Source organism: Tsuneonella sp. HG222, from assembly GCF_053819185.1.
In genome coordinates this window covers 1,685,314-1,707,778 of sequence record NZ_JBSOQZ010000001.1, presented here as the reverse complement: position 1 = coordinate 1,707,778, position 22,465 = coordinate 1,685,314, and the positions used below count along the sequence as shown (strand labels likewise).

Genomic DNA, 22,465 nt, shown 5'->3' with positions numbered 1-22,465 from the left:
GCTTCGCCGGACGTGGCGGGAATGCCGTTCGCAGATGGCGGATGGAACCGGGGCGGTGCCGGGGGCTTTGTGCCGGCATGACCTTGCGAACTCTCGCTTTTGCGCTCCTCGCCCTGCAGCTTGGCGGCTGCGCTACCGTCCCGGCGACCGGCGACGGCGACGATCCGCGCAATCCTTCGACGCAGCCGGGGTATGACCTCGCCCGCGTCGAAACCGATGTCGTTTCCAGCGCGCGCGAACGGTTCGGGGCGACGCTGGTGGACGAAGCGATGCGCGCGCCGGCCTGGCTCGCCACCAAGCGCTATTTCGGGATGCTGCCCCCGCCGCCTCCCGATAATCCCACCTGGCGGCCCACGCCCCCCATGGCGCTGATGATGCGGCGCGACGGGCAGTGGCTGGTCGCCGAGAATGGCGGCTGGCGCCAGGCGCGCACGGAGCAGGCGGCCGAGATCGACGCCATTCTCGCCTCGCGCACCTTCCTCGAGGAGCCGGGGCATGTGCCGCCGTGTCCCGACTACGGCTCGATCAACCTGGTCATCAAGGTTCCGGCGCGGGCGAAGATCGTGCGCCAGCATGCCTGCACCTCGCACACCGACCGCCTGGCGCAGGCGGCGCAGGGCGCCTAGCCGGCCGGGCGAGGGACCCATTTCATGACGCCGCCCGCGAACGGCGTCCACCACCCGGTCTTCACCCCCGCCGCGGCCAGCGTGTCGCTGGTCCACTGGTTGCAGGTGTTGCGGAAAGTGTAGCGGCCCGGCGCATCGTAGAACACGTCGTAGTGGCCGTAGCCCGCATGGCGCACCGCGTTGCCGCGCGGGATGACGCGGTCGATCCGCGCGACCAGCCGGCGATACTGCGCTCGGGTCAGGCGCAGGGTGCGAATATCGGCGCCCGGGGCAGGGCGGACGTAATGCGCGACATGCAGCAATCCGTCACCCCCCACGCCGAGGATGCGCAGCACGGTGACGGGGCTCAGGTCCCACCAGGTCGGCGTTTCAAGGAACACCTGCCGCTCGCCCCAGGAGATCGAGACGTGGCTGTATTCGCGGTCGGGCCGGGCGACGTCGGCCGGCGGGAAGGTCGCATGCCAATTCCGCTCGGGCGTGATGGCGGGCAGCACCAGAGCGGTGTGCACGCCGTTGGTCTCGACCATGATCTCGACCGCGCCGGGATCGGTCGGGGTCGGCTGTTGCCAGTCGTCGTTGCGCGGAATCGAACTGCCGATCCAGGCGGCTAGCAGGAACAGGACGACCGCGGCGGCGATCGCCCCGGCAATCCACCTGGCCGGGCGCCAGATCAGCCGACGATGCGGCGGCGCAGCCACAGGATCGACCAGTCCCCGTTGACCAGCTGCGAGACGAGGTGGAACCCCTCGGCGCGATAGGCGCGGCGAACCGCTGCCTCCTGCGTTTCGAGCAGGCCCGCCAGCAGGAGATTGCCGCGCGGCGGCACGGCAACGGCGAAATCGGGCGCCAGTTCGACCAGCGGCCCGGCTAGAATATTGGCGATGAGCAGGTCGTAGGGTCCGCAGGCGCGCAGCAGCGGGTCGTCCATGCCCGCCGCGATGGCAACCGCAAGCTGCCCGGCGCGCGGGCCGATGGCGAAGCCGTTGGCCGCGGCATTCTCCGCCACAACCGGGCCGCAGACCGGATCGATGTCGCTGGCGACCGCATGGGCGCGGGGCCAGAGATCGAGCGCGGCGAAGGCGAGCAGTCCGGTGCCGGTGCCGATGTCGGCGATGCGGCGCGGAGAGAGCCCGCGGCGCTTCATCGCGGTCAGCATGGCGAGGCATCCGGCGGTCGTCGCATGCTGGCCGGTGCCGAAGGCCTGGCTGGCGGGGATGCTGAAATTGCGCACGCCGGGCTCGTCGCTCGCCTCGCGCTCCGGCGTGTGGACGTGGAAGCGGCCCGCGCGGATCGGCTCGAGCCCTTGTTGGCTCTGGGTCACCCAGTCGCTGTCCGGCAGGCGCTCGGCGCTGAGGTCGGGCGCACTGGCGCCGAACAGGCGGGCGACGGCGCTGCGGTCCGCCGCGCTGGGCTTGCGCGGGAGATAGGCGTCGAGCCGCCAGTCCTCCGGCCGGTTCTCCGCCACCTCGAACCCGGTCAGCACGATGGCGTGGTCCCAGTCCCACGCCTCCTCCTGCGCGACCAGTGCTGCCTGGATCACCGCCTTGGGGCCGAAGGCGGTGAGCTTCCAGGCGTCAGCCACCCCTGGCCTCCTCGGCGAGGCGACCGTCGAGCCGCTTGCGCAGCGCCGCGGCGTAGTCGCGGCACGCCCCCTCGCGCACGGCGGGCGCGCCGGTGTCGAGGATGGCCTGGCGCAGGCCCGCGGCCGAAGGGTGCGGCGTGACCAGGCGAGTGCAATCCAGCGCGCCGACCCGGTTGATGCTGCGCCGCAGGGCCGCGACCCGCTCGGGGTGGGCCGTGAAGCGGTAACTGTCGTTCGAGGCGGGCGTCATCGAATCGGCGTAGACCATCGGCCAGCGATCGGGGCCCGTGGGGTCGGTGTCCCAGGTCCACGAGAACGCACCGTCGGTATGGCCGGGCGTCGCAATCGCGGTGATGGCGATATTGCCCAGGCGGACGACCTCGCCGTCGCGCACCGTGCCGTCGACCCTGGCGGCGGGGAAGGGCTCGAACATGCCCGCCACCGGATCGTCCGGCCCGACAGCGCCGGTTTCCATCACCGGCTTGGCCGGCGCAGAGACCAGCAGCCGCCCGCCCGTCGCTTGCTGCAATCGCGCCACGCCGCCGGCGTGGTCGATGTGCTCGTGACTGATGAGCAGGATCTTCACGTCGGACAGTTTAAACCCGAGCTGTTCGATGTTCGCCGCGACGACGGACGCCCCGGCGTCGGTCGACCCGTCGATCAGGACATGTCCCGCCTCGCCGGTGACGAGGATCGCGCTGATCCCGCAGGTGCCGACGTAATAGGTGTTGCCGTAGAGCCGGAACGGCGGGCCGGGCTTGTCCCACTCGTCGTTGTCGGCGCAGCGCGCAGCCCAGGCGGACGGCGGATTGGTCAGCGCCTTGGCCGGCGGTGCCGGGGCAGGAGAGGGCGCCGCGCAGGCCGCCACGAGCAGGGCGGCCCCCAGGGTTCTAACGTACATAACTGGCTCCATTGGCGTCGAGCGTGGCTCCGGTCAGGCTCGGCGGCGCGTCGAGCGCGCAGAACACGGCGCAGGCCGCGATCTCCTCGGGCGTGGCGACCCGGCCGAGCGGAATGTCGGCCAGCAGGCCCGCACCGCCGCGGCTGGCGAGGTAGTCCCCGGCCATCGCGGTGTCGGTGAAGCCGGGCGTGATGGCATAGCTGTAGATGCCTTGCGCGGCGTAGGCGCGGGCGATCGTCTTGTGCAGCGCCAGCATGCCCCCCTTGCTGGCCGCATAGTGCCAGTGATCGGGAGAATCGCCGCGGTGGCCTGCGCGGCTGGCGACGTGGACGATGCGCCCCCCGCTTCCCCTGGCCAGCCAGTCGCGCACGGCGAAGCGGCTGAGCTGGGCGGCGGCGGTCAGGTTGATCCGCAGCATATCTTCCCACCGGTCGAGCCATTCGATGTCCGACAGGTCGAGCGGGTCGGCGGCAAACAGGCCGGCATTGTTGACGAGGATGTCGATCTGCCCGCCGCAGCGCTCGGTCGCAGCCTGCCAGAGGATCTGCGGCGCGGGGGGATCGAGGAAGTCAGCGGCAAGGGTGTCGGCATCGCCGGCGCGGGTGGCGTGGCCGATCACCGTGCAGTCGCGTGCCCTTAGCGCGTCGGCAATGGCCTTGCCGATCCCGCGCGACGACCCTGTAACGAGAACTGTTGGCATTTGCGGGCTCTAGCCCCTGTTGCCTCGCTTGGCCATTGCGCTAAGGGGGGCGCGTCCAGCGAAATCCCACGGAATGCCCATGGCCCAACGCCCACTCTCCCCGCACCTCTCGATCTGGAAATGGGGGCCGCACATGGCGGTCTCGATCCTTCACCGCGTCACCGGCGACGGAATGGCGCTGGTCGGGTTGCCGGTGCTGCTGTGGTGGCTCGGCGCGCTGGCGAGCGGGCCGGAAGCCTATGCCACTTTCGCCGGGCACGCGGGAAGCTGGTACGGTCTGATCGTGCTGGTCGGGCTGACCTGGGCCTTCTTCAGCCACATGTCATCGGGCATTCGCCACTTCGTGATGGACATGGGCGCCGGCTACGAACTGACGACCAACAAGACGGTGGCGGTCCTGGTCATGGGGATCGCACCGCTGCTCACCGCCGGGTTCTGGCTGATCATGGCCGCGAAGGGGCTCCTCAATGGGTAACGGCACCCCGCTTGGCCGCGTGCGCGGCCTTGGCTCGGCGCGCGGCGGCACGCACCACTGGATCGTCCAGCGCTTCACCGCGGTGGGCAACCTGCTCGGCGGCCTATTCCTGATCGCCAGCCTGCTCATGGCACCCGATCTGTCCTATTCCTCGTTGCGGACGTGGATTTCGGGTCCGATCCCGGCAACGGCGATGGCGCTGCTGGTCGTATCGGTCTTCTGGCACGCGCGGCTGGGATTGCAGGTCCTGATCGAGGATTACGTCCACTCGGACGGCAACAGGTTCGCCGCGATGCTCGTCCTCAACATCGCGGCGCTGGCCGGGGCGGCTTTCGGGGTGCTCGCCATCGTGCGCATGGCACTTGGCGGAGGAGCCGTCTGATGGCCGACACCAGCAGCTACAAGATCGTCGACCACACCTACGACACGGTCGTCGTGGGGGCGGGAGGATCGGGCCTGCGCGCCACGATGGGCAGCGCCGAGGCTGGCCTGCGCACGGCCTGCATCACCAAGGTCTTCCCGACCCGCAGTCACACGGTGGCGGCGCAGGGCGGGATCGCCGCCTCGCTGGGCAACAACAGCCCCGATCACTGGCAGTGGCACATGTATGATACCGTCAAGGGATCCGACTGGCTCGGCGACCAGGACGCGATCGAATACATGGTCCGCGAAGCGCCGGCCGCGGTCTACGAACTCGAGCATGCGGGCGTTCCGTTCAGCCGCAACGCCGACGGGACGATCTATCAGCGGCCGTTCGGCGGCCACATGCAGAACATGGGCGAAGGCCCGCCGGTCCAGCGCACCGCCGCTGCGGCCGACCGGACTGGTCACGCGATGCTCCATGCTCTCTACCAGCAGAGCCTGAAATACGACGCGGACTTCTTCATCGAATACTTCGCCATCGACCTGATCATGCGCGACGGCGCCTGCGTGGGCGTGAGCGCGCTGTGCATGGACGATGGTTCGATTCACCGCTTCCGCGCCAAGGCCGTGGTTCTGGCGACGGGCGGCTATGGCCGCTGTTACTACACCGCGACCAGCGCCCATACCTGCACCGGCGACGGCGGCGGCATGGTCCTGCGCGCCGGCTTGCCGCTGCAGGACATGGAGTTCGTCCAGTTCCATCCCACCGGCATCTACGGCGCCGGCGTGCTCATTACCGAAGGCGCACGGGGCGAGGGCGGATACCTCACCAATTCCGAAGGCGAGCGGTTCATGGAGCGCTATGCGCCCAGCGCCAAGGATCTCGCCAGCCGCGACGTCGTCAGCCGTTCGATGGCTCTGGAAATTCGCGAAGGGCGGGGCGTGGGTCCCAACAAGGACCACATCTACCTGCACCTCGACCATATCGACCCCAAGGTCCTGGCCGAACGGCTGCCCGGCATCACCGAAAGCGGCAAGATCTTCGCCGGCGTCGACCTGGCGCGCCAGCCTTTGCCGGTGGTGCCGACCGTGCACTACAACATGGGCGGTATCCCGACGAACTATCATGGCGAAGTGGTGACCATTGGCGCTGACGGCGATCCCGAGACGGTTGTCCCCGGCCTGTTCGCAGTGGGTGAAGCGGCCTGCGTTTCGGTCCACGGTGCCAACCGGCTTGGCTCCAACTCGCTGATCGACCTCGTGGTGTTCGGCCGTGCGACCGGGCATCGCCTGGCCGAGATCATCAAACCGGGCGAGAAGCAGGCCGAACTGGCCAAGGACAGCGCGGACTTCGCGCTCGCCCGGCTCGACCATTTCCGCAACGCCGCCGGCAGCAAGCCAACGGCGGCGATCCGCACCGAAATGCAGCGCGCCATGAGCAGGCACGCGGCGGTGTTCCGCACCGACGAACTTATGGAAGAGGGCGTCCAGGCGCTCGGCGACATTTACGCCTCGATGCAGGACATCTCGGTGACCGATCGCTCGCTGATCTGGAACAGCGACTTGGTCGAGACGATGGAGCTCGACAACCTGATCGCACAGGCCAGCGTGACGATGCATTCGGCGCACAACCGCAAGGAAAGCCGCGGCGCCCACGCTCACGAGGATTTCCCTGACCGCAACGATGCCGAATGGATGAAGCATACCGCCGTCTGGTTCGACGGCTGGGGCGGCACGGGGGGCAAGATCAAGATCGACTATCGCCCGGTACACGCCTTCACGATGACCGACGACGTTGCATACATCCAGCCCAAGAAGCGGGTTTACTAATCAGCGCGCAATCGCCGTCGGTTGCGATATTTCTCTTTTGAGCTGGAACCGCTCGAGGATAATTGATTTAAGTTGATTGGCTGCCGCGGCAACTTGCCCCGGCATGTCGCGGGCATCGGGAGCGGGTTCACGTCTTGAGCGATATCGACGGCCCCTCCGACGGCATTCCGCCGGAAAGCGACCCGGAAACGCAGCGCGAGCGCCTTTATCGGCAGCTCTTCGATTCGATGGACGAAGGGTTTTGCGTCATCGAATTCGAGGATGGGCCCCACGGCCCGCTGAGCGACTACGTGCACATCATGGCCAACCCGGCTTACGAGAGGAACGCCGGAATCCCCAACGTCGTGGGCCAGCGCCTGCGCGAGATGGTGTCTGAACAGGCCGCCAACGACTGGGCCGCCCACTATCGCGGAGTCCTCGTCACTGGAAATCCCACACGATTCGAACGCGAACTGGAGGAGACCGGGCGCTACCTGTCGCTATCGTCGTTCCGTATCGAGCCGCCCGAATTGCGCCAGGTTGCGGTCCTTTTCGAAGACATAACGCAGCGGCGATTGGCCGAAAATAAGCTGCGCGACCTCAACCGCAATCTGGAGCGGCGGGTCGCGGCGGCGCTGGAAGAAAAGCGGCTTCTCGCCGAACTCGTCCAGACCACCAACGCGTTCGTCCAGGCGTCCGATCTCGAAGGCAACTGGCTGGCGATCAATGCGTCGGCAACCGCCGAGTTCGAAAGGGTGTTCGGCGTTGTCCCCGAGGTCGGCAGCAACATGTTCGAGGTGCTGGCCGACCAACCCGAATCGCAGGCCCAGGTGCGGGCCAATTGGGAACGTGCGTTCGATGGCGAGGAATTCATCAAGGTCGAGACTTTCGGCGATGCGGGCCGGCACCGCCGCAGTTACGAAATGCGCTTCAACAGTCTGCGTAACGAGAGCGGCGCCCTGATCGGAGCATTCCAGTTCGTCTATGACGTGACCGAACGACTGGCCGAGCAGGAACGTCTGCATGAAACCGAAGAAGCGCTTCGCCAGGCCCAGAAGATGGAGGCCGTTGGCCAGCTTACAGGCGGCCTGGCGCACGATTTCAACAACCTGCTGGCGGGCATTTCCGGTTCGCTCGAGATGATCCAGGCGCGCCTTGCCGAAGGGCGCACGTCGGATGTCGAGCGCTATGTGAAGGCGGCGCAAGGCGCTACGCGGCGGGCAGCGGCGCTGACCCACCGCCTGCTCGCCTTCGCGCGGCGCCAGACGCTGGAGCCGCAGGCGCTGGTGATCAACGATCTCCTGCCGGACATGGTCGAACTGGTGCGGCGAACCGTAGGCCCCTCGATCAAGGTCGAATCCGTTGCCTCGGCGGGACTGTGGCCGGTCTTCGTAGACCAGAACCAGCTCGAGAACGCTCTGCTCAACCTGTGCCTTAACGCGCGCGACGCGATGCACGGGGGCGGATCGCTGACGATCGAGACGGCGAACAAGTGGATCGATGCGCATACGGCCGAGGTGCGCCAACTCGACGAAGGCCAGTACGTGACGATCTGCGTGAGCGATACCGGGACGGGGATCGCCAAGGACCTGATCGACAAGGTGTTCGATCCGTTCTTCACCACCAAGCCGACCGGCGAGGGGACGGGCCTGGGCCTGTCGATGGTCTACGGCTTCACCCGCCAGAGCCACGGCCAGGTCAGGATCTATTCCGAGGTCGGGCAGGGCACGATGGTCTGCATGTATTTGCCCCGTTTCGCCGGCGAGGCCGGAGAGGCCGTGCAGCCACCAGCAGTCGAATCGGTCGAAGCGGTTTCGCCCGGGACGACCAGGGTGCTGGTGATCGACGACGAGCCGCTTATCCGCATGCTGATGGTCGAGGCGCTGGAGGACCTGGGGTTCGACGTCGCCGAGGCGGGTGACGGTCCGCGCGGGCTGGCGATCCTCGAACAGGCGGACGATTTCGACCTGCTGGTGACCGACGTCGGCCTTCCCGGCGGGCTGAACGGGCGCCAGGTGGCCGACCGCGCGCGCGAACTGCGCCCCGGCCTCAAGGTGCTGTTCGTCACCGGCTATGCCGAAAATGCAGCGCTCAACCACGGCCACATCGGACCCGGTACCCGCGTCCTGACCAAGCCGTTCGCGGTCAGCGACCTGGTGAAACGCGTGCGCGGGCTGCTCGACCAGGTTTGAGCCGCCGGTGCTTGACAACCGCGCCCACTCGTCGATCATCGCGGCGGGATGGGTGGCACGAAAATTCCTCATGCTGTGGCGGGTGCGATGGCCCTGGCGCTGTCCGCTCTCGCCCACGCGCAGGACGCGGCAGAGCCGGTCCATCCGCCGCCCCATACCTCGCCCTGGCCCTCGCTCGGCACCGGCAATACGCCCGGCATGGTCTCGGCCAGCTACGCGCTCGGGCCGGAACTGCAGCGCGGGCGGTCGGCCAAGGAAATGCTGTCCGACCGGCGCAAGCTGCAAAAGGCGCTCGATGCGCTGCAGCCCCAGCGCAAGGGCACGGTCGACGCCTATGTCGTCAGCGTGGCGCTCGACAGCGACCCGGTCTTCGCGCGCGAGGCACGTGAGGCGGGCAGGGTGCTCGAACGGCGTTACGATGCCAAGGGACGCGCGGTGACGCTGGCGGGGCCAGACGGGCGCAGCGGAGAATTTCCGCGCGGCTCGATCGGCTCGCTGACTGTGGTGCTGGCCCGCGTGGCTGAGCTGATGGACCCGGCCGAGGACGTGCTGGTCCTCTACACCACCAGCCACGGCGCGCCGGAAGGGCTGGCCTATCACGAAGGCGACACCGGTTACGGCGTGCTCTCCCCCTTCCGGCTCGGCAGCGTGCTGAGCGAACTGGGCATCAACCGCCGGATCATCATGCTGAGCGCCTGCTATACCGGCGTGTTCGTACCCTATATCGCAGGCCGCGATACCGCGCTGGTCACGGCGGCGGCATCCGACAAGACCTCGTTCGGCTGCCAGGCGGACAACGACTGGACGTTCTTCGGCGACGCGCTGATCAACAATGCTCTGCGCAAGCCCGCTTCGTTCAGCACGGCCTCGACCGAAGCGACACGAATGATCTCGGGCTGGGAAGGCATCTACCGCCTCGAACCCTCGCAGCCGCAGGTGGTGATCGGCGACCTGGTGGCCAACTGGCTCCCCGCGCTCGAGGCGCGGACGCCAAAGGCCGCGACCGCTCCGGTGGGCACGCCCTCGATCGATTCCTTCAAGCGCTGACCATGCGTAGCGCGGCGTTCCTGCCCCTTGCGGCCCTGCTCGCCGCGTGCGCGACCGTCCCCGCGGCGCCACCCGAAGGGCTCCGGCTCGACCCGTTCTACACCAAATATCTGGACGTCGGCGGCATCCCGCTCGTCTCCTCGGCGCGCGTGCCGGACGCGGCGCTGGTCCGCGCGAAGGGCCTGATCGACGGGATGCTGGCGCACCGGCCGGACCTGCGCGCCACCCTGGCGCGCGAGGGATATCGCGTTGCCGTGCTGGCCGAGAGCGAGGGCGTGCTCGACCTGCCGGAACAGGCCCATTGGACCAAGCCGGGCGAGGACGATCCGCGGCTGACCCGCTGCGAACGCAAGCATTATGCAGAGCGGATCGGGAGCTTGACCGACCGGCAATACTGGGATGCGCGCGCGCGCGGCATGGCCGGCAAGCTGACCAGCGGAGCGGAAGAGGACCTGATGGGCCGCGAAACCTCGCGCTGGTACGGCGAGACGATCTTCGTCCATGAGTTCGCCCACGACGTGCTCTACGCCATCGAGATCGCCGATCCCGACCTCTACCGCGCCGTCGAAGCGGCTTATGAAGCGGCCCGGGCGCAGGGGCGCTGGAAGGACGAATACGCGCTGACCACGGTCCACGAATACTGGGCCGAAGGGACGCAGTTCTGGTTTAACTCCAACAAGCTGGCGGTCATGCAGGGGCGGCAGGTGCTGTCCGATCGCGATCTGGCGGCCTACGATCCGCCGCTTCATGCGGTGCTGGCGCGGGCGTATGGCAACCGGCACGTTCTGCCGGGCGATCCTTTCGCGAACCACCCGGCGCGCGTCCCGCCCGGTCCGGTCCCGGTCAACACCGCAGAGGAGTGCTAGGCGGCCAGGATCTGCCGGTCCGTCCGTGCGAACAGCCGCGCCGCGCCGATCCACAGCAGGCACAGGAAGGCGTCGATGATCGGCGTGGGTGTCCCGTCGATCGCGTGGAGGACCGAAAATAGCGCCTGCGCGCCGGCAGCGACATACATGGCCCGCACGAGCAGCCTGGCGCTGCCCTGCGCCACGATGGCCCCGCCAGCAGCGATGAGGACGACCGCGAAATAGGTCCAGTTGGCGGGGTTATCCTCGTTGCCGATAATCCCGACGGCGAGGTTCACCCAGATCTGGACGAAGCCGCAGGCGACCGCGACGAGCGTGCCGATGCGATAGGCCAGGTTGCTGCTCGCCCGCGCCGCGATCTCGAACAGCCCCCCGACTATCCCGAAGACCACCGCGGCGAAGACGAAATCGCCGGCGCTCCAGTTCACCCCTTCGACGCCCAGCGCCATGGCGGCCGCGTGGCCGCCGAGCACCAGCGCGACGAGCGACCAGCCGGCGATCCGCAGGTAACGGGTCGAGCGCGCGCTCATGTCCTTGTTGGAAACCATCTCTCGTTCCTCATCCGTGGAGCCGGCACCATGCCCGCGGGCGCAGTGCCGGGTCATGAGCGATGGATGAGGGATGCCTGAGGAATGGCTTAGCCGCGCATGCGGCGCCCGAGCACGATGGCAGCGCATACCCCACCGGCGAACAGCGCGGCCTCGGCAATCGTCGCGGCAGCAACGAGGCCGGGCGACAGCGCGTCGAACCGCAGGCGTCCGTCGGGAAACTGGTGCGCCATCGCCACCAGGCTGCCGACCATCAGGCGGCCGGAGGTGGCGATAAGGACGAGCCCGGCAAGCGCGCCTGCGATGAATCCCGGGGCCATCCGCCAGGGAGCAGGGCGAGCATTCAGGCGCGATGAGAGCCAGACCCCTGTGCCGGCCGCTGTGCCCAGGACGAGGCCTTCCCACGCCCCGGTGGCCGCATCGGGCGCGCGGCCGAAAAACAACTGGAACAGGTCGGTCCCGACCATGCGGCCGACCGCGCCGATCACCAATCCGCCGAGCGCGCCGCCGGCGATGCTCCACGCGCCCCGGTCGCCCAGCGCGGCGATGCCCGCGCCGACCGCCGCCCCGGCAACGACGCCAAGCAGCAAGTTGACGCTGAGCAGCACCAGCAGCGTTGACGCGGTGCCGATGCCGGGACCTGCGAGGCCGAGCGTGAGATAGCCCAGCGCCCCGACGATTCCCGCCAGTCCGCCACCCAGCGCTGCGGCCGCGATGTCGGGCAGGACGCCGGACGCGCGGCGCATTGTCGCGGCCGCCTCGGGCCGGGCGTCGATCGGCGCCACGAAACGATAGCCGTGGCGCGGCACGGTTTCGATGAAGCGCGGGGTGGCCGCGTCGTCACCCAGCGCGCGGCGCAAGGTGCGCACGCACTGGGTCAGCGCCTCGTCGGTCACCGGAATGCCGTGCCACACTTCCTCGTGGAAACGCTCCTTGCTGATCAGCCGGCCGCCTTCGCCCACCAGCAGAACCAGCGCGTCGAAATAGCGCGCCGTCACCTCGACCGGCTCGCCGTCGCGCAGCAGCCGGCGTTCACCGGTATCGAGCGTGAACGGCCCGAAGCTGTAGACGCCGCCGGTCATTCCCCCGCAACGCGGCGGGCCCGCAGCACCTTGACCGGCTTCGCGAGCATCTGCCCTTTCATCCAGCCTTCGCCCTTTTCCGGGTCCGTGGGAGAGGCGAAAATCGCCCGCACGACCTCCATGCCTTCGACGACGTGGCCGAAGGCGGCATAGCCGGCCTTGGCATCTTCGGTCTCACCGGCGGGATTGGCGTCGAGCCCGTTCATGTCGTCCGACAGCATGATCGAGAAGTCGCCGGTCGCCGTGCCGGGCTCGTAACGCGCCATCGACAGCGTGCCTTCGCGGTGCTTCACTCCGGTCACGTTGGTCGGCTCGTGGGCGACGGGGGGAAGGATGCGCTTGGGGTCCATCTGCGCGCCGGCCTGCACCAGCCCGTTGGGCTGCTTGCCCCAGTCGAGGCTCATCGCGCGGTAGAACGCCACGCCGTCGAACCGCTTCTCGTCGACGTAGCGCAGGAAATTCGCCGCGGTCTTGGGGGCGCGTTCGCTTTCGATCGCGACCTTGATCGGCCCCATCTCCGTTTCGAGCACCACCAGGTCGGTTCTGGGTGGGGCCTCTTGCGCGGTGGCGGGCGCCACGGCGGACAGGGCAAGCAGCGGGGCGAGGGCGAAGCCGAATCGTTTGAACATGACGGCAGGATAGTCAGCGAAAGCGCAGGTTGTCGCGGGTGAGCTGGCCGACGCTGGTCTTGCCCATCAGCTTCATGTCGCGCACGATCTCGTCCGACAGGATGCCGATGGCCTTGTCGACCCCGGCCTGGCCCCCGGCGGCGAGCGCGTAGAGATAGAGCCTGCCGCCCGAAACCGCCGTCGCACCCAGGCTCAAAGCCTTGAGGACATGCGTGCCGCGCCGCACGCCGCCGTCGAGGATGACCTGCATCCGGTCGCCGACCGCGTCGACGATCTCGGCCAGCTGGTCGAACGGCGCGCGCGCCCCGTCGAGCTGGCGGCCGCCGTGGTTGGAAACGAAGATCGCGTCGCACCCCATGTCGGCCGCGCGGCGCGCGTCGCCGACTGACATGACGCCCTTCAGCGCGAACTTGCCGCCCCAATCGGACCGCAGCTTCTCGGCCGCCGTCCAGTCCATCGTCTGGTCGAGCATCTCGCTGAAGTAGGACTGGATCGATTTCGAGGTGCGCGTCCCCTCGGCCACGTGGCGTTCGAGGTTTGGCAACGAGAACTTCTCGCGCAGCAGGTAGTCGAGCGCCCAGCGGGGCTTCGTCGCATAGCTGAGCATGTTCGCGGGCGTGAAGCGCGGCGGGCTGGCGAAGCCGGTGCGGGCGCAGCGTTCGCGGTTGCCGCCCACGATGGTGTCCACGGTCAGCGCGATGGCGTCGAACCTGGCCTCCTTCGCCATTTCGACCAGCGCAGCATTCAGCCCCCGATCCTTGTGGTAGTAGTACTGCAGCATCTTGGGCCCGGAATAGTGCGCGCCTATTTCCTCCATGCCCACGGTCGAGAGGCTGGAGATGCCGAACCACAGCCCGTACTTTTCGGCCACGGCCGCCACCGCCCGCTCTCCGTGCCAGTGAAACAGGCGTTGCAGCGCGGTGGGGCTGAGCATCAGCGGCAGCGCACTCTTGCGGCCCATGATCTCGACGGAAGTATCGAGCGATTCGACGTTGACCAGCACGTCGGGCACCAGATCCACATCGTCGAAGGCGGCGGTGTTGCGGTCCTTGGTCCGCTCGTCGTCGCCGCCGCCGTCGATGTAGTGGAACACAGGGAAGGGCAGGCGGCGCCGGGCAAGCTCGCGGAAATCCGCGATATTGCGGACATCGCCCAGCGACTTGACCGTGCCGATCTGCATGGCGCGATCCTTACCGCAGCATCTCCGCCACGCAAGCCGGCGCGCCGCATTCATCCAGAATTCAGATTACAAACGTAATCGTAAGTGCCAGGGACAGATTGAGGGAGGTTCGCCGTGGCGAAACCAGAAGGCGATCCGGGCGAACGGATCAGCGATGCCGAACACGCGGTGATGGAGGCGCTGTGGCGCAAGCACCCGCGCACCGCGACCGAGGTGTGCGACGAGGTCTGCGAGGATCGCGGCTGGAGCCTGGCAACCGTCAAGACGCTGCTCAGCCGTCTTGTCGCCAAGCAGGCGATCGATGCCAAGCCCGACGGCCGCCGGTTCCTCTATTCCCCGCTGGTCGAGCGCGCCGATTACGTCGGCGGCGAATCCCGCCGGCTGGTCGACCGCCTGTTCGGCGGCCGTGCCGCGCCCTTGCTGGTCCACCTGGCCGAAGCGGAAGGGCTGTCCGACGAGGATCTCGACGAGATCGAGAGGCTCATCCGGGAGTTGCGCAAGTGACCGGCTGGCTGATCGACACCGCGCTCTACACCGGCCTGCTGATCGGCGCGGTGCTGGTGCTGCGCCGCCCGGTGGGCCGCGCCTTCGGGCCGGGCATGGCCTATGCGCTGTGGGCGCTTCCGCTGCTGCGCTTCGTGCTGCCGCCGATCGTCCTGCCCGCGAGCCTCGCGCCGCAGACGCCGGCCGCGGATCCGGCGCTTGCCTATGCGTCCGGTGCCTCCTCCGCAGCCGATGCAGCGATGCTTCTCGCGGTCCCGGCCGAGCCGGTCTGGAGCTGGATGGACTTTGTACTGCCCGTCTGGATCGCCGGGGCAGTACTCCTCCTTTCCTGGCGGATCGCGAGCTATCACCGGATGCGCCGCGACCTCCTGGCCATGGCGAAGCCGGTGGGCGAGGCGGGCCGCGTGCGGCTGGTCGAAACGCCTGCGATCGCCTCGCCGGTGGCGTTCGGGGTGGTAGACAAGGTCGTCGCCCTGCCGCCGCGCTTCATGGCGATGGAGGACCGCACCGCGCGCGACCTCGCCATCGCCCATGAGCTGGCGCATCACCGCGGGCGCGACATCCTCGCCAACTTCGCCGCGCAGCCCCTGCTTGCGATGCACTGGTTCAATCCGCTGGCCTGGGCCGGCTGGCGGGCCATGCGTCGCGACCAGGAAGCTGCCTGCGACGCCCGCGTGCTCGAAGGGCGCGATGCCAGCGAGCGGGTCGCCTACGCCCGCCTGATCACCGGCTTCGCCGCCGGGCCCCGCCTCGCACTCGCCGCCCCGATGGCCTGCCCGATAATCGGCGAGAAATCGATAATCCACCGTTTGAGGAGTCTTTCGATGTCTGATGTTTCCATGCGCCGCCGCTGGCTGGGCCGCGCCTTGTTCGGAGCGGCCGCCGTGGCGCTGCCGCTCACCGCGTCGGTCAGCTACGCCCAGGGCGAGGTTGCCGAGGCGGAGATGCCACCCTCGGCGGCAGCCCCTTCGGGCGAGGCGGAGGCGGCCGAAAAGCAGGTCCGCGTGTTCAGGTTCGAGCGCAAGGGCGGCGAGCACCCGACGGGAGATGATGCCGCCGCTGCCGCCGCCGACGAACCGGGCGGCAAGCGGATCGTGCGCATCCGGCGCCCCGATATCGCCGATGGCGAAGTGCAGGTGTTCGAATGGAGCGGCGACAAGCCGCTGTCAGACGAGCAGCGCAAGAAGCTCGACGACATGATGGCCAAGGTGGGCGATCGCGAATTCGCCGATCTCGCCAAGCGCGGCGAACTGCTGGCCCTGCGCGGCGAGGAACTGGCCAAGCGCGGCGAGGCGCTGGGTGAACGGCACCGTCAGCTAGCGCTGCGCTTCGCCGACATCGACAAGCACATGCCGCTGGTCGAGGCCAACTGCGACAAGGCGGGCGGCGAGGGCAGCCGCAGCTGGACCGACGAGGACGGCCGCAAGCGCATCGTCATCTGCCGTCGCAACATGGTCGCGGGGGCTGCCATGGGCCTGCGCCAGGCGCGCAACGCCATTGCCAACAATCGTGACATGAGCCCCGAAGTGCGCGACGAGGTGCTGCGCGAGCTGGATTCCGAGATCGTGCGGATCGAGCAGAAGGAGGGCTGACCCACCGCTGGCCGGGAGAGTTCCCTCCTCCCGGCTACGGCATCGTGCCCCACGGCGGCGGGAGCGCGCGGGCGCTTCCGCCGTTCGCGCGTGCGATTGCTACATCTGCACGATCTGGTCGCACTGCACGTCGTTGGCGGAGTTGATGCCCAGCTCCAGCGCCTGCCGCCGCTGCGCGGCGGTGCCGTGGGTGAAGTTCTCCGAACTGACGCGCCCCTGCGTGATCGTGTCGTCGCCCACCGCGGTGGCGGCGTTCATGCCTTCCTCCAGGTCGCCCGGCTCGATCAGATTGCGGTTCTTGCCCGCCCAGACGCCTGCGTAGCAGTCGGCCTGCAACTCCAGACGCACCGATAGCTGGTTTGCCTGCCGCGGGTTCGACTGCATGGCGCTCTGCACCTGCTGCGCCACGCCGGTCAGCCGCTGGATGTGGTGGCCGTACTCATGGGCCATGACGTAATAGCGGGCAAAGTCGCCGCGCGCGCCCATCTGCTGGGCCATCTGGTCGTAGAAGCTGGTATCGATGTAGATGCCCATGTCTTGCGGGCAGTAGAACGGACCCATCTGCGACGACGCGCTGCCGCAGCCCGAGCGCGTGCCGCCTTGGTAAAACACGAGTGTCGGCCCCTCGAACGGGATGTTCGCCTGCTGGAAGATCGGCGCCCAGGTGTCGTTGAGCGAGGAGAGGGCGTTGCAGCTCTCTGTCGCGTACTCGTTGGCGGTGCACAGCGCCTGCACGTCGGTCGATCCGCTTTGCTCGACCTGGCCTCCCTGGCCCATGCTCTCGACCGTGCCGATGGTCGACATCGGGTCGGCGCCGAACACGAAATAGGCGATCGCCGCGATGACCAGCGTGCCGCAGCCCACGCCGCCGCCCGCGCCGCCGGGAAATCCGCCGCCGCCCCCGCCGCGCACGCTGATGTTGTCGGCATTGAACGGATTGAGCCTCATGCGAATTCCCCCGTGATGCGCAAAAGGGCTGGACCTTGCCGGTCCCAGCCGCTCTTGCCAGAGCCTGACCTGATAATTCCACGGAGTCGAGAATGTTCCTGTCCGGCAAGCGCGCCCTGGTCACCGGCTCCACCTCTGGCATCGGTCTCGCGATCGCCCGCGCTCTGCACGCCGAAGGGGCCGAGATCGTCCTCAACGGTTTTGGCGATGCGGGCGAGATCGCGGCGTTGTGCGAGGAATTGGGCGCCCGCCATGTCGCCGCCGACCTGACGACGACCGCTGGTTGCGAGGCGCTGATGGCCGCAGCCGGGCCGGTCGATGTGCTGGTCAACAACGCCGGCATGCAGTTCGTCAGCCCGGTGGAGAGTTTCCCGCCGGAGAAGTGGGACGCGATCATCGCGCTCAACCTGTCGAGCGCCTTTCACACCGCCCGCCTCGGGGTTCCGCACATGAAAGCGAAAGGCTGGGGCCGGATCATCAGCACCGCCAGCGCCCACTCGAAGGCGGCAAGCCCGTTCAAGGCGGCTTACGTTGCCGCCAAGCACGGCCTTGCAGGCCTGACCAAGACGCTGGCGCTCGAGCTGGCCGAACACGGCATTACCGCCAACTGCATCAGTCCCGGTTACGTCTGGACCCCGCTGGTGGAAAACCAGATCCCCGACACCATGAAGGCCCGCGGCATGACCCGCGAGCAGGTGATGAACGATGTGCTGCTGGCCGGCCAGCCGACGAAGCAGTTCGTGCAGCCGGAGGAGGTCGCCGCGTTGGCCGTGTTCCTCTGCCGCGACGAGGCGCGCAACATCACCGGCGCCAACTACTCGATGGATGGCGGCTGGACGGCGAAGTAGTCCCTGCCTAGTGTGTTGATGGACTAGGACAGCAACCTACGGAGGCCGACTTGGCAGATTGCCCGAAATGCCGCGGACGGATGACCGAAGGCTATCTCTATCTGCCGGATACCGGCGGCCGGGTGAAATGGATGGATGGCGAGCCTGGCTTCTGGAAGTCGGTGATGGGCGCGTTGAAGTCCAACACGGCCGACATGCTCTCCCGCCGGTGCGGCGAGTGCGGCTTCGTCGAATTCTACGTCGATACGCGGTCCGAACCGGTCAAGACGCTGAAGTCCATAGACGAGGAGAACGAGCGCCTGCGCAGCCTGGTGACCAAGCTGCAAGAGCGCGTGGGAACCCTGGAAGCGATTGCGACCGACCCGGCCGAGCGAACCGCGCGCGAGATCGAGGCCTTGCGCCACCTGCCGGACAGGCGTGAGGACTGACCCGGCACTCAGGCGCGCTTGATCTTCTCCAGCTTGCGCCCCTTGGCCAGCTCGTCCACGACCTTGTCGAGCATCCGCACCTGGCGTTCGACCGGATCCTCGATCTCCTCCACCCGGTAGCCGCAGATCACGCCCTTGATCTCGCCCGCATTCGGGTTGAGCGAAGCCTCGTCGAAGAACGTCTCGAAGGTGGTTTCCCGGGCGATCTGGTCGGCCATGGCGGCCTCGTCGAAACCGGTGAGCCAGCCGATCACCTCGTCCAGTTCGGCCCTGGTGCGGCCCTTCCGCTCCACCTTCTGGACGTACATCGGGTAGATCTTCGCGAACTTCATCTCGCGTATCGACATGCGCGGCATGTGTTGGCTCCTTTGCCGCTATCCTACTCGCCCCCCTAGCAGGCGCAACATAGTGCGGTTACATGGGCCGCCACGAATCGAACCGCACAACACTTGGTGGCACCCCATGGAAATCGAAACCGGCCTCACTTTCGACGACGTCCTGCTCCGGCCGGGCGAGAGCGACATTCTGCCTTCGCAGGCCAATACCCGCACGCAGTTGACGCGCGAGATCGCGCTCAACATTCCCGTGCTTTCGGCCGCGATGGACACGGTGACCGAGGCCGACATGGCCATCGTGATGGCGCAGTTGGGCGGCATCGGCGTGCTCCATCGCAATCTGACGATCGAGGAACAGTGCGACGCGGTCCGCCGGGTCAAGCGCTTCGAGAGCGGCATGGTGGTTAACCCGATCACCATCGAACCCGACGCCACGCTGGGCCAGGCGCAGGCGCTGATGACGCACCATTCGATCAGCGGCATTCCCGTGGTCGACGGCGGCGGCAAGCTGTGCGGCATCCTGACCAACCGCGACGTGCGCTTCGCCGCGAACCCCAACCAGCCGGTGAAGGAGCTGATGACGCACGAGAACCTCGCCACCGTGAGCGAGGGCGTCAGCCAGGAGGAAGCGCGCCGGATCCTCCACCAGCGCCGGATCGAGAAACTGCTGGTGGTGGACGACGCATTCAAGTGCGTCGGCCTGATCACGGTCAAGGATATCGAGAAGGCCGTGCTCAACCCCGATGCGACCAAGGACGCAGGGGGGCGGCTACGCGTGGCCGCCGCCACCACCGTGGGCGACAAGGGCTTCGAACGGACCGAGGCGCTGGTCGATGCCGGGTGCGACGTGGTGATCATCGACACCGCGCATGGCCATAACAAGGAAGTCGCCCGCGCGGTCGAACGGGCCAAGCTGCTGTCCAATTCGGTCCAGATCGTCGCCGGCAACGTCGCCACGGCCGAGGCGACCAGGGCGCTGGTCGGTGCCGGGGCGGACGCGGTCAAGGTCGGCATCGGCCCGGGTTCGATCTGCACCACGCGAATCGTCGCGGGCGTGGGCGTGCCGCAGCTGACCGCGATCATGGAGAGCGCGGCCGCTTCGGGCGGCGTTCCGATCATCGCCGACGGCGGCCTGCGCACCAGCGGCGACGCGGCCAAGGCCCTGGCGGCCGGGGCCTCCACGGTCATGGTCGGCAGCCTGCTCGCCGGGACCGAGGAAGCGCCGGGCGACACCTTCCTTTACCAGGGCCGGGCTTACAAGTCGTACCGCGGCATGGGCAGCGTGGGCGCAATGGCCCGCGGCAGCGCCGACCGCTATTTTCAGCAGGACATCAAGGACCAGATGAAGCTGGTGCCCGAAGGGATCGAGGGGCAGGTGCCTTATAAGGGCTCGGCTCGCGACGTGGTTCACCAACTGGTCGGCGGTGTGAAGGCCGCGATGGGCTACACCGGCAGCGCCAGCATCGAGGAATTGCAGAGGGGAGCGCGCTTCATCCGCATCACCAACGCGGGCCTGAGCGAGAGCCATGTCCACGATGTGAGCATCACCCGGGAAGCGCCGAATTACCCCACGCGGTAGGATGGTCCGACTGCCTGGGGGCTTGCGCACCGGCCGCGGCGCTCCCATTATGCTGCAATGCACAATTCTTCCGAATTAGATCCTGCCGTCCAGCGTACCTGCATCGAAGCGATCGCCCGCAAGCGTCTGCTGGCGGTGGACTACAACGGCAACCGGATGCTCCTGGCGCCGCACCAGCTTTTCGCCCGGCACGGCGACCTGTTCATCAGCGCGCTGAACACCGCCAAGACCTGGCGCGACGACAGCGAGCGGCGGTTGGGCCAGTTCAAGCTGGCCGGGTTGTCGAACGTCGCGCTCGAGGAAACCGGTTTCGAGCCCTTGCCGGCGTCGGCCTACGCCGAACCGCGCGAGGGGGACGAGCAGCTCTTCTCCGTCTGATCCGGGCGCCGCTGCGGGCGGTAGCGCTTCCCTCCGGCAGCCGGGTCTGCCAATGCCCCGCCATGCCCTTACATTGTGAAAACTCCAGCCGCCCGCGTGAGGTCTCGTGACCCCCGCGGCACGCGTCCAGTCGGCCATTGAGCTGATCGATCGGGTTATCGAGTCGGCGCAGCGCCATGGCGCGCCGGCGGATCGTATTCTGGCGGAATGGTTCAAGACCCACCGGTTTGCCGGATCTAAGGACCGGCGCGCGATCCGCGATATCGTGTTCGCCGCGATCCGCGCCTGCGGGCCCGTTCCGCACAGCGGCCGGGCCGCGATGCTGCGCCTCGCGCAGGACGATCCGGCGCTGGCCGCGCTGTTCGACGGATCGCGCTATGGCCCCCCGGTGGTCGGCAAGGGGGAAGTACCGGCGGCCGGCGGTATCGCGCCCTCATGGCTCGAAGCCGCGCTCGCCGCTTCCGACATTGCGGGGCCGGAGGCGGAAGCCCTGCTCGGGCGGGCGCCGCTCGATCTCAGGGTCAATACGCTCAAGGCGAACCGCGACGCGATCAACGCCGAGCGCGAACTGGAGCCGCTGGACGCTCCCAACGGCCTGCGCGCGGCGGCCGGGACGCCGGTCGACCAGTGGCCCGAGTATCAGGACGGCTTGATCGAAATCCAGGACGGCGGCAGCCAGCTTGCCTGCGAAGCGGTCGCCGCGACGGCGGGCGAAACGGTGATCGACCTGTGCGCAGGGGGCGGCGGAAAGACGCTCGCCCTTGCCGCCGCGATGGACAACGGCGGGACGCTGGTCGCCGCCGACACCGACCGCACGCGCCTGGCACAGCTTGCGCCGCGCGCGTCGCGCGCCGGTGCGGTCGTCGACCGGACTGTCTTGCTCAATCCAGGCCAGGAACTCGAAGGGCTGGACGGCTGGCTGGGCGAAGCCGACGCGGTGCTGATCGATGCCCCGTGCTCCGGCACCGGAACCTGGCGGCGCAACCCCGAGGCTCGCTGGCGGCTTACCCCCGCCGATGTGGAGCGCTTTGGCGCCACCCAGGCGCACCTCCTCGATGTCGCCGCCCCGCTGGTCAAGCCCGGCGGGCGGCTGGTCTATGTCGTATGCTCGCTGCTCGATGCCGAAGGGGCGGACCGCGTTGCGGCCTTCCTGGCCGCCCATTCCGATTGGCGCGCCGCACCCACTGCGCTGCCGCTCGGCCGCTCGCGTGGCTCGGGCATTCGGCTCACCCCGTACCACGACGGAACGGACGGATTTTTCATCGCACGTCTAGAAAAGGCATGTTAGCTTTCGATTCGATGGACGGGATCCAGCCAGTTTCGCTGCCCGCAATCAAGGAGTTCGCGATGCGTTACGCCCCCGCCGCCCTTGCCCTGTCGCTGCTCGTCGCGGTGACCGCCAGCGTCGGCAGCGCGCAGCAGCAGGCACCCGATCCCAGGTCGGCCGCGCTGACCGCACAGGGCAAGAGCCTGCTCGCCGCGGGCCAGGTGCAGGACGCGATCGACACGTTCGAAGCCGCGCTGGCGATCGATCCCAGCAACACCGACGTCTACCTCGAACTCGGCGAGGCGGCGCGCAACCAGGGCCTGCAGGGCAAGGCGATCCACTATTACCGCGAGGCGCTGAAGCGCGAGCCCAACAACTTCGCGGCGCTTTCGGGTGAGGGCGCGGCGCTGATGGAGAAGGGCGCGGTCGAGAAGGCCAAGCGCAAGCTCGTTCAGCTCGAAGGGCTGTGCGGCGCATCGTGCGACGAGAGCAAGCAGCTCGCCGCGGCCATCGCTTCCGGCCCGCAGACGGCGACGCTGAGCGCCGAGGCGGTCATGCCCGAACCGGTGGTGACCCAGAACTGACC

At 68.1% G+C, this 22,465-nt stretch carries 25 protein-coding genes; 15 read left to right on the top strand and 10 right to left on the bottom strand.

Going from position 1 to position 22,465, the window contains the following annotated elements; genetic code table 11:
* The first annotated feature begins 77 nt into the window (after positions 1-77).
* Positions 78-626: a hypothetical protein gene (locus ACWPMZ_RS08730; RefSeq protein ID WP_455703617.1), complete on the top strand. Its 549-nt coding sequence runs from the start codon at positions 78-80 to the stop codon at positions 624-626.
* Here the strand turns inward: ACWPMZ_RS08730 and ACWPMZ_RS08725 are convergent.
* The 4 genes from ACWPMZ_RS08725 to ACWPMZ_RS08710 are packed head-to-tail and all read right to left on the bottom strand — an operon-like array spanning position 623 to position 3,809.
* Positions 623-1,324, bottom strand: coding sequence for a TIGR02117 family protein (locus ACWPMZ_RS08725; RefSeq protein WP_455703616.1), 702 nt, complete (start codon positions 1,322-1,324; stop codon positions 623-625). The two genes, ACWPMZ_RS08730 and ACWPMZ_RS08725, sit on opposite strands and share 4 nt — an antisense overlap.
* Complete coding sequence (locus ACWPMZ_RS08720) at positions 1,297-2,208, bottom strand: 50S ribosomal protein L11 methyltransferase (protein WP_455703615.1); 912 nt, start codon at positions 2,206-2,208, stop codon at positions 1,297-1,299. The genes ACWPMZ_RS08725 and ACWPMZ_RS08720 overlap by 28 nt, the downstream gene beginning before the upstream one ends.
* Positions 2,201-3,109 carry a subclass B3 metallo-beta-lactamase gene (bla, locus tag ACWPMZ_RS08715; RefSeq protein WP_455703614.1) on the bottom strand — a complete coding sequence of 303 codons (909 nt, stop codon included), beginning with the start codon at positions 3,107-3,109 and terminating at the stop codon, positions 2,201-2,203. Before bla ends, ACWPMZ_RS08720 begins: the two co-directional genes overlap by 8 nt.
* Complete coding sequence (locus ACWPMZ_RS08710) at positions 3,099-3,809, bottom strand: SDR family NAD(P)-dependent oxidoreductase (RefSeq protein WP_455703613.1); 711 nt, start codon at positions 3,807-3,809, stop codon at positions 3,099-3,101. Before ACWPMZ_RS08710 ends, bla begins: the two co-directional genes overlap by 11 nt.
* Positions 3,810-3,888: 79 nt before the next feature.
* Here ACWPMZ_RS08710 and sdhC point away from each other — a divergent pair, with 79 nt between their 5' ends.
* From sdhC to ACWPMZ_RS08680, 6 genes are all read left to right on the top strand, one after another.
* Positions 3,889-4,284 (top strand): succinate dehydrogenase, cytochrome b556 subunit, encoded by a 396-nt coding sequence (sdhC, locus tag ACWPMZ_RS08705; RefSeq protein WP_455703612.1) that lies wholly within the window; start codon positions 3,889-3,891, stop codon positions 4,282-4,284.
* Complete coding sequence (sdhD, locus tag ACWPMZ_RS08700) at positions 4,277-4,666, top strand: succinate dehydrogenase, hydrophobic membrane anchor protein (RefSeq protein ID WP_455703611.1); 390 nt, start codon at positions 4,277-4,279, stop codon at positions 4,664-4,666. The genes sdhC and sdhD overlap by 8 nt, the downstream gene beginning before the upstream one ends.
* Positions 4,666-6,477, top strand: coding sequence for a succinate dehydrogenase flavoprotein subunit (gene sdhA / locus ACWPMZ_RS08695; protein ID WP_455703610.1), 1,812 nt, complete (start codon positions 4,666-4,668; stop codon positions 6,475-6,477). Before sdhD ends, sdhA begins: the two co-directional genes overlap by 1 nt.
* Positions 6,478-6,704: 227 nt before the next feature.
* Positions 6,705-8,648 (top strand): PAS domain-containing protein, encoded by a 1,944-nt coding sequence (locus ACWPMZ_RS08690; RefSeq protein WP_455704183.1) that lies wholly within the window; start codon positions 6,705-6,707, stop codon positions 8,646-8,648.
* A gap of 87 nt (positions 8,649-8,735) precedes the next feature.
* Positions 8,736-9,695, top strand: coding sequence for a C13 family peptidase (locus ACWPMZ_RS08685; protein ID WP_455703609.1), 960 nt, complete (start codon positions 8,736-8,738; stop codon positions 9,693-9,695).
* Between the two features lie 2 nt (positions 9,696-9,697).
* Positions 9,698-10,561 (top strand): glycoside hydrolase, encoded by an 864-nt coding sequence (locus ACWPMZ_RS08680; protein WP_455703608.1) that lies wholly within the window; start codon positions 9,698-9,700, stop codon positions 10,559-10,561.
* Here ACWPMZ_RS08680 and ACWPMZ_RS08675 read toward each other — a convergent pair.
* The 4 genes from ACWPMZ_RS08675 to ACWPMZ_RS08660 all read right to left on the bottom strand — a co-directional run bounded on the left by ACWPMZ_RS08675 (position 10,558) and on the right by ACWPMZ_RS08660 (position 14,000).
* Complete coding sequence (locus ACWPMZ_RS08675; RefSeq protein WP_455703607.1) at positions 10,558-11,109, bottom strand: hypothetical protein; 552 nt, start codon at positions 11,107-11,109, stop codon at positions 10,558-10,560. The two genes, ACWPMZ_RS08680 and ACWPMZ_RS08675, sit on opposite strands and share 4 nt — an antisense overlap.
* Positions 11,110-11,198: 89 nt before the next feature.
* The gene (locus ACWPMZ_RS08670; protein ID WP_455703606.1) at positions 11,199-12,191 is read right to left on the bottom strand and encodes a winged helix-turn-helix domain-containing protein; all 993 of its coding nucleotides are present in this window, start codon (positions 12,189-12,191) and stop codon (positions 11,199-11,201) included.
* Complete coding sequence (locus ACWPMZ_RS08665; RefSeq protein ID WP_455703605.1) at positions 12,188-12,820, bottom strand: peptidylprolyl isomerase; 633 nt, start codon at positions 12,818-12,820, stop codon at positions 12,188-12,190. The genes ACWPMZ_RS08670 and ACWPMZ_RS08665 overlap by 4 nt, the downstream gene beginning before the upstream one ends.
* A gap of 13 nt (positions 12,821-12,833) precedes the next feature.
* Positions 12,834-14,000 carry an alpha-hydroxy acid oxidase gene (locus ACWPMZ_RS08660; protein ID WP_455703604.1) on the bottom strand — a complete coding sequence of 389 codons (1,167 nt, stop codon included), beginning with the start codon at positions 13,998-14,000 and terminating at the stop codon, positions 12,834-12,836.
* Between the two features lie 114 nt (positions 14,001-14,114).
* On the opposite strand from ACWPMZ_RS08660, the gene ACWPMZ_RS08655 reads away from it, so the two are divergent.
* Entirely contained in the window at positions 14,115-14,504 is a 390-nt protein-coding gene (locus ACWPMZ_RS08655; RefSeq protein WP_455703603.1) for a BlaI/MecI/CopY family transcriptional regulator, read from the top strand.
* On the top strand, positions 14,501-16,096 hold the full coding sequence (locus tag ACWPMZ_RS08650) for a M56 family metallopeptidase (RefSeq protein ID WP_455703602.1): 1,596 nt from the start codon (positions 14,501-14,503) through the stop codon (positions 16,094-16,096). The genes ACWPMZ_RS08655 and ACWPMZ_RS08650 overlap by 4 nt, the downstream gene beginning before the upstream one ends.
* A 99-nt stretch (positions 16,097-16,195) precedes the next feature.
* Here the strand turns inward: ACWPMZ_RS08650 and ypfJ are convergent, their stop codons facing one another.
* Positions 16,196-17,044 (bottom strand): KPN_02809 family neutral zinc metallopeptidase, encoded by an 849-nt coding sequence (gene ypfJ, locus ACWPMZ_RS08645; protein ID WP_455703601.1) that lies wholly within the window; start codon positions 17,042-17,044, stop codon positions 16,196-16,198.
* A gap of 92 nt (positions 17,045-17,136) precedes the next feature.
* On the opposite strand from ypfJ, the gene ACWPMZ_RS08640 reads away from it, so the two are divergent.
* Both ACWPMZ_RS08640 and ACWPMZ_RS08635 read left to right on the top strand, forming a co-directional pair.
* Positions 17,137-17,892, top strand: a complete 756-nt coding sequence (locus tag ACWPMZ_RS08640) for a 3-hydroxybutyrate dehydrogenase (RefSeq protein WP_455703600.1) — start codon at positions 17,137-17,139, stop codon at positions 17,890-17,892.
* An 80-nt stretch (positions 17,893-17,972) separates the two neighbouring features.
* Positions 17,973-18,320, top strand: coding sequence for a hypothetical protein (locus tag ACWPMZ_RS08635; protein WP_455703599.1), 348 nt, complete (start codon positions 17,973-17,975; stop codon positions 18,318-18,320).
* Positions 18,321-18,328: 8 nt separating this feature from the next.
* On the opposite strand, the gene ACWPMZ_RS08630 is transcribed toward ACWPMZ_RS08635, so the two are convergent.
* A complete protein-coding gene (locus ACWPMZ_RS08630) occupies positions 18,329-18,676 on the bottom strand; it encodes a DUF2200 domain-containing protein (protein WP_455703598.1) in 348 nt (115 codons plus the stop codon).
* A 106-nt stretch (positions 18,677-18,782) separates the two neighbouring features.
* On the opposite strand from ACWPMZ_RS08630, the gene guaB reads away from it, so the two are divergent.
* From guaB to ACWPMZ_RS08610, 4 genes are all read left to right on the top strand, one after another.
* Positions 18,783-20,234, top strand: coding sequence for an IMP dehydrogenase (gene guaB / locus ACWPMZ_RS08625; protein WP_455703597.1), 1,452 nt, complete (start codon positions 18,783-18,785; stop codon positions 20,232-20,234).
* A gap of 57 nt (positions 20,235-20,291) precedes the next feature.
* The gene (locus ACWPMZ_RS08620) at positions 20,292-20,612 is read left to right on the top strand and encodes a hypothetical protein (RefSeq protein ID WP_455703596.1); all 321 of its coding nucleotides are present in this window, start codon (positions 20,292-20,294) and stop codon (positions 20,610-20,612) included.
* A 106-nt stretch (positions 20,613-20,718) separates the two neighbouring features.
* A complete protein-coding gene (locus ACWPMZ_RS08615; protein WP_455703595.1) occupies positions 20,719-21,900 on the top strand; it encodes an RsmB/NOP family class I SAM-dependent RNA methyltransferase in 1,182 nt (393 codons plus the stop codon).
* A gap of 59 nt (positions 21,901-21,959) precedes the next feature.
* A complete protein-coding gene (locus ACWPMZ_RS08610) occupies positions 21,960-22,463 on the top strand; it encodes a tetratricopeptide repeat protein (protein ID WP_455703594.1) in 504 nt (167 codons plus the stop codon).
* Positions 22,464-22,465 lie beyond the last annotated feature (2 nt).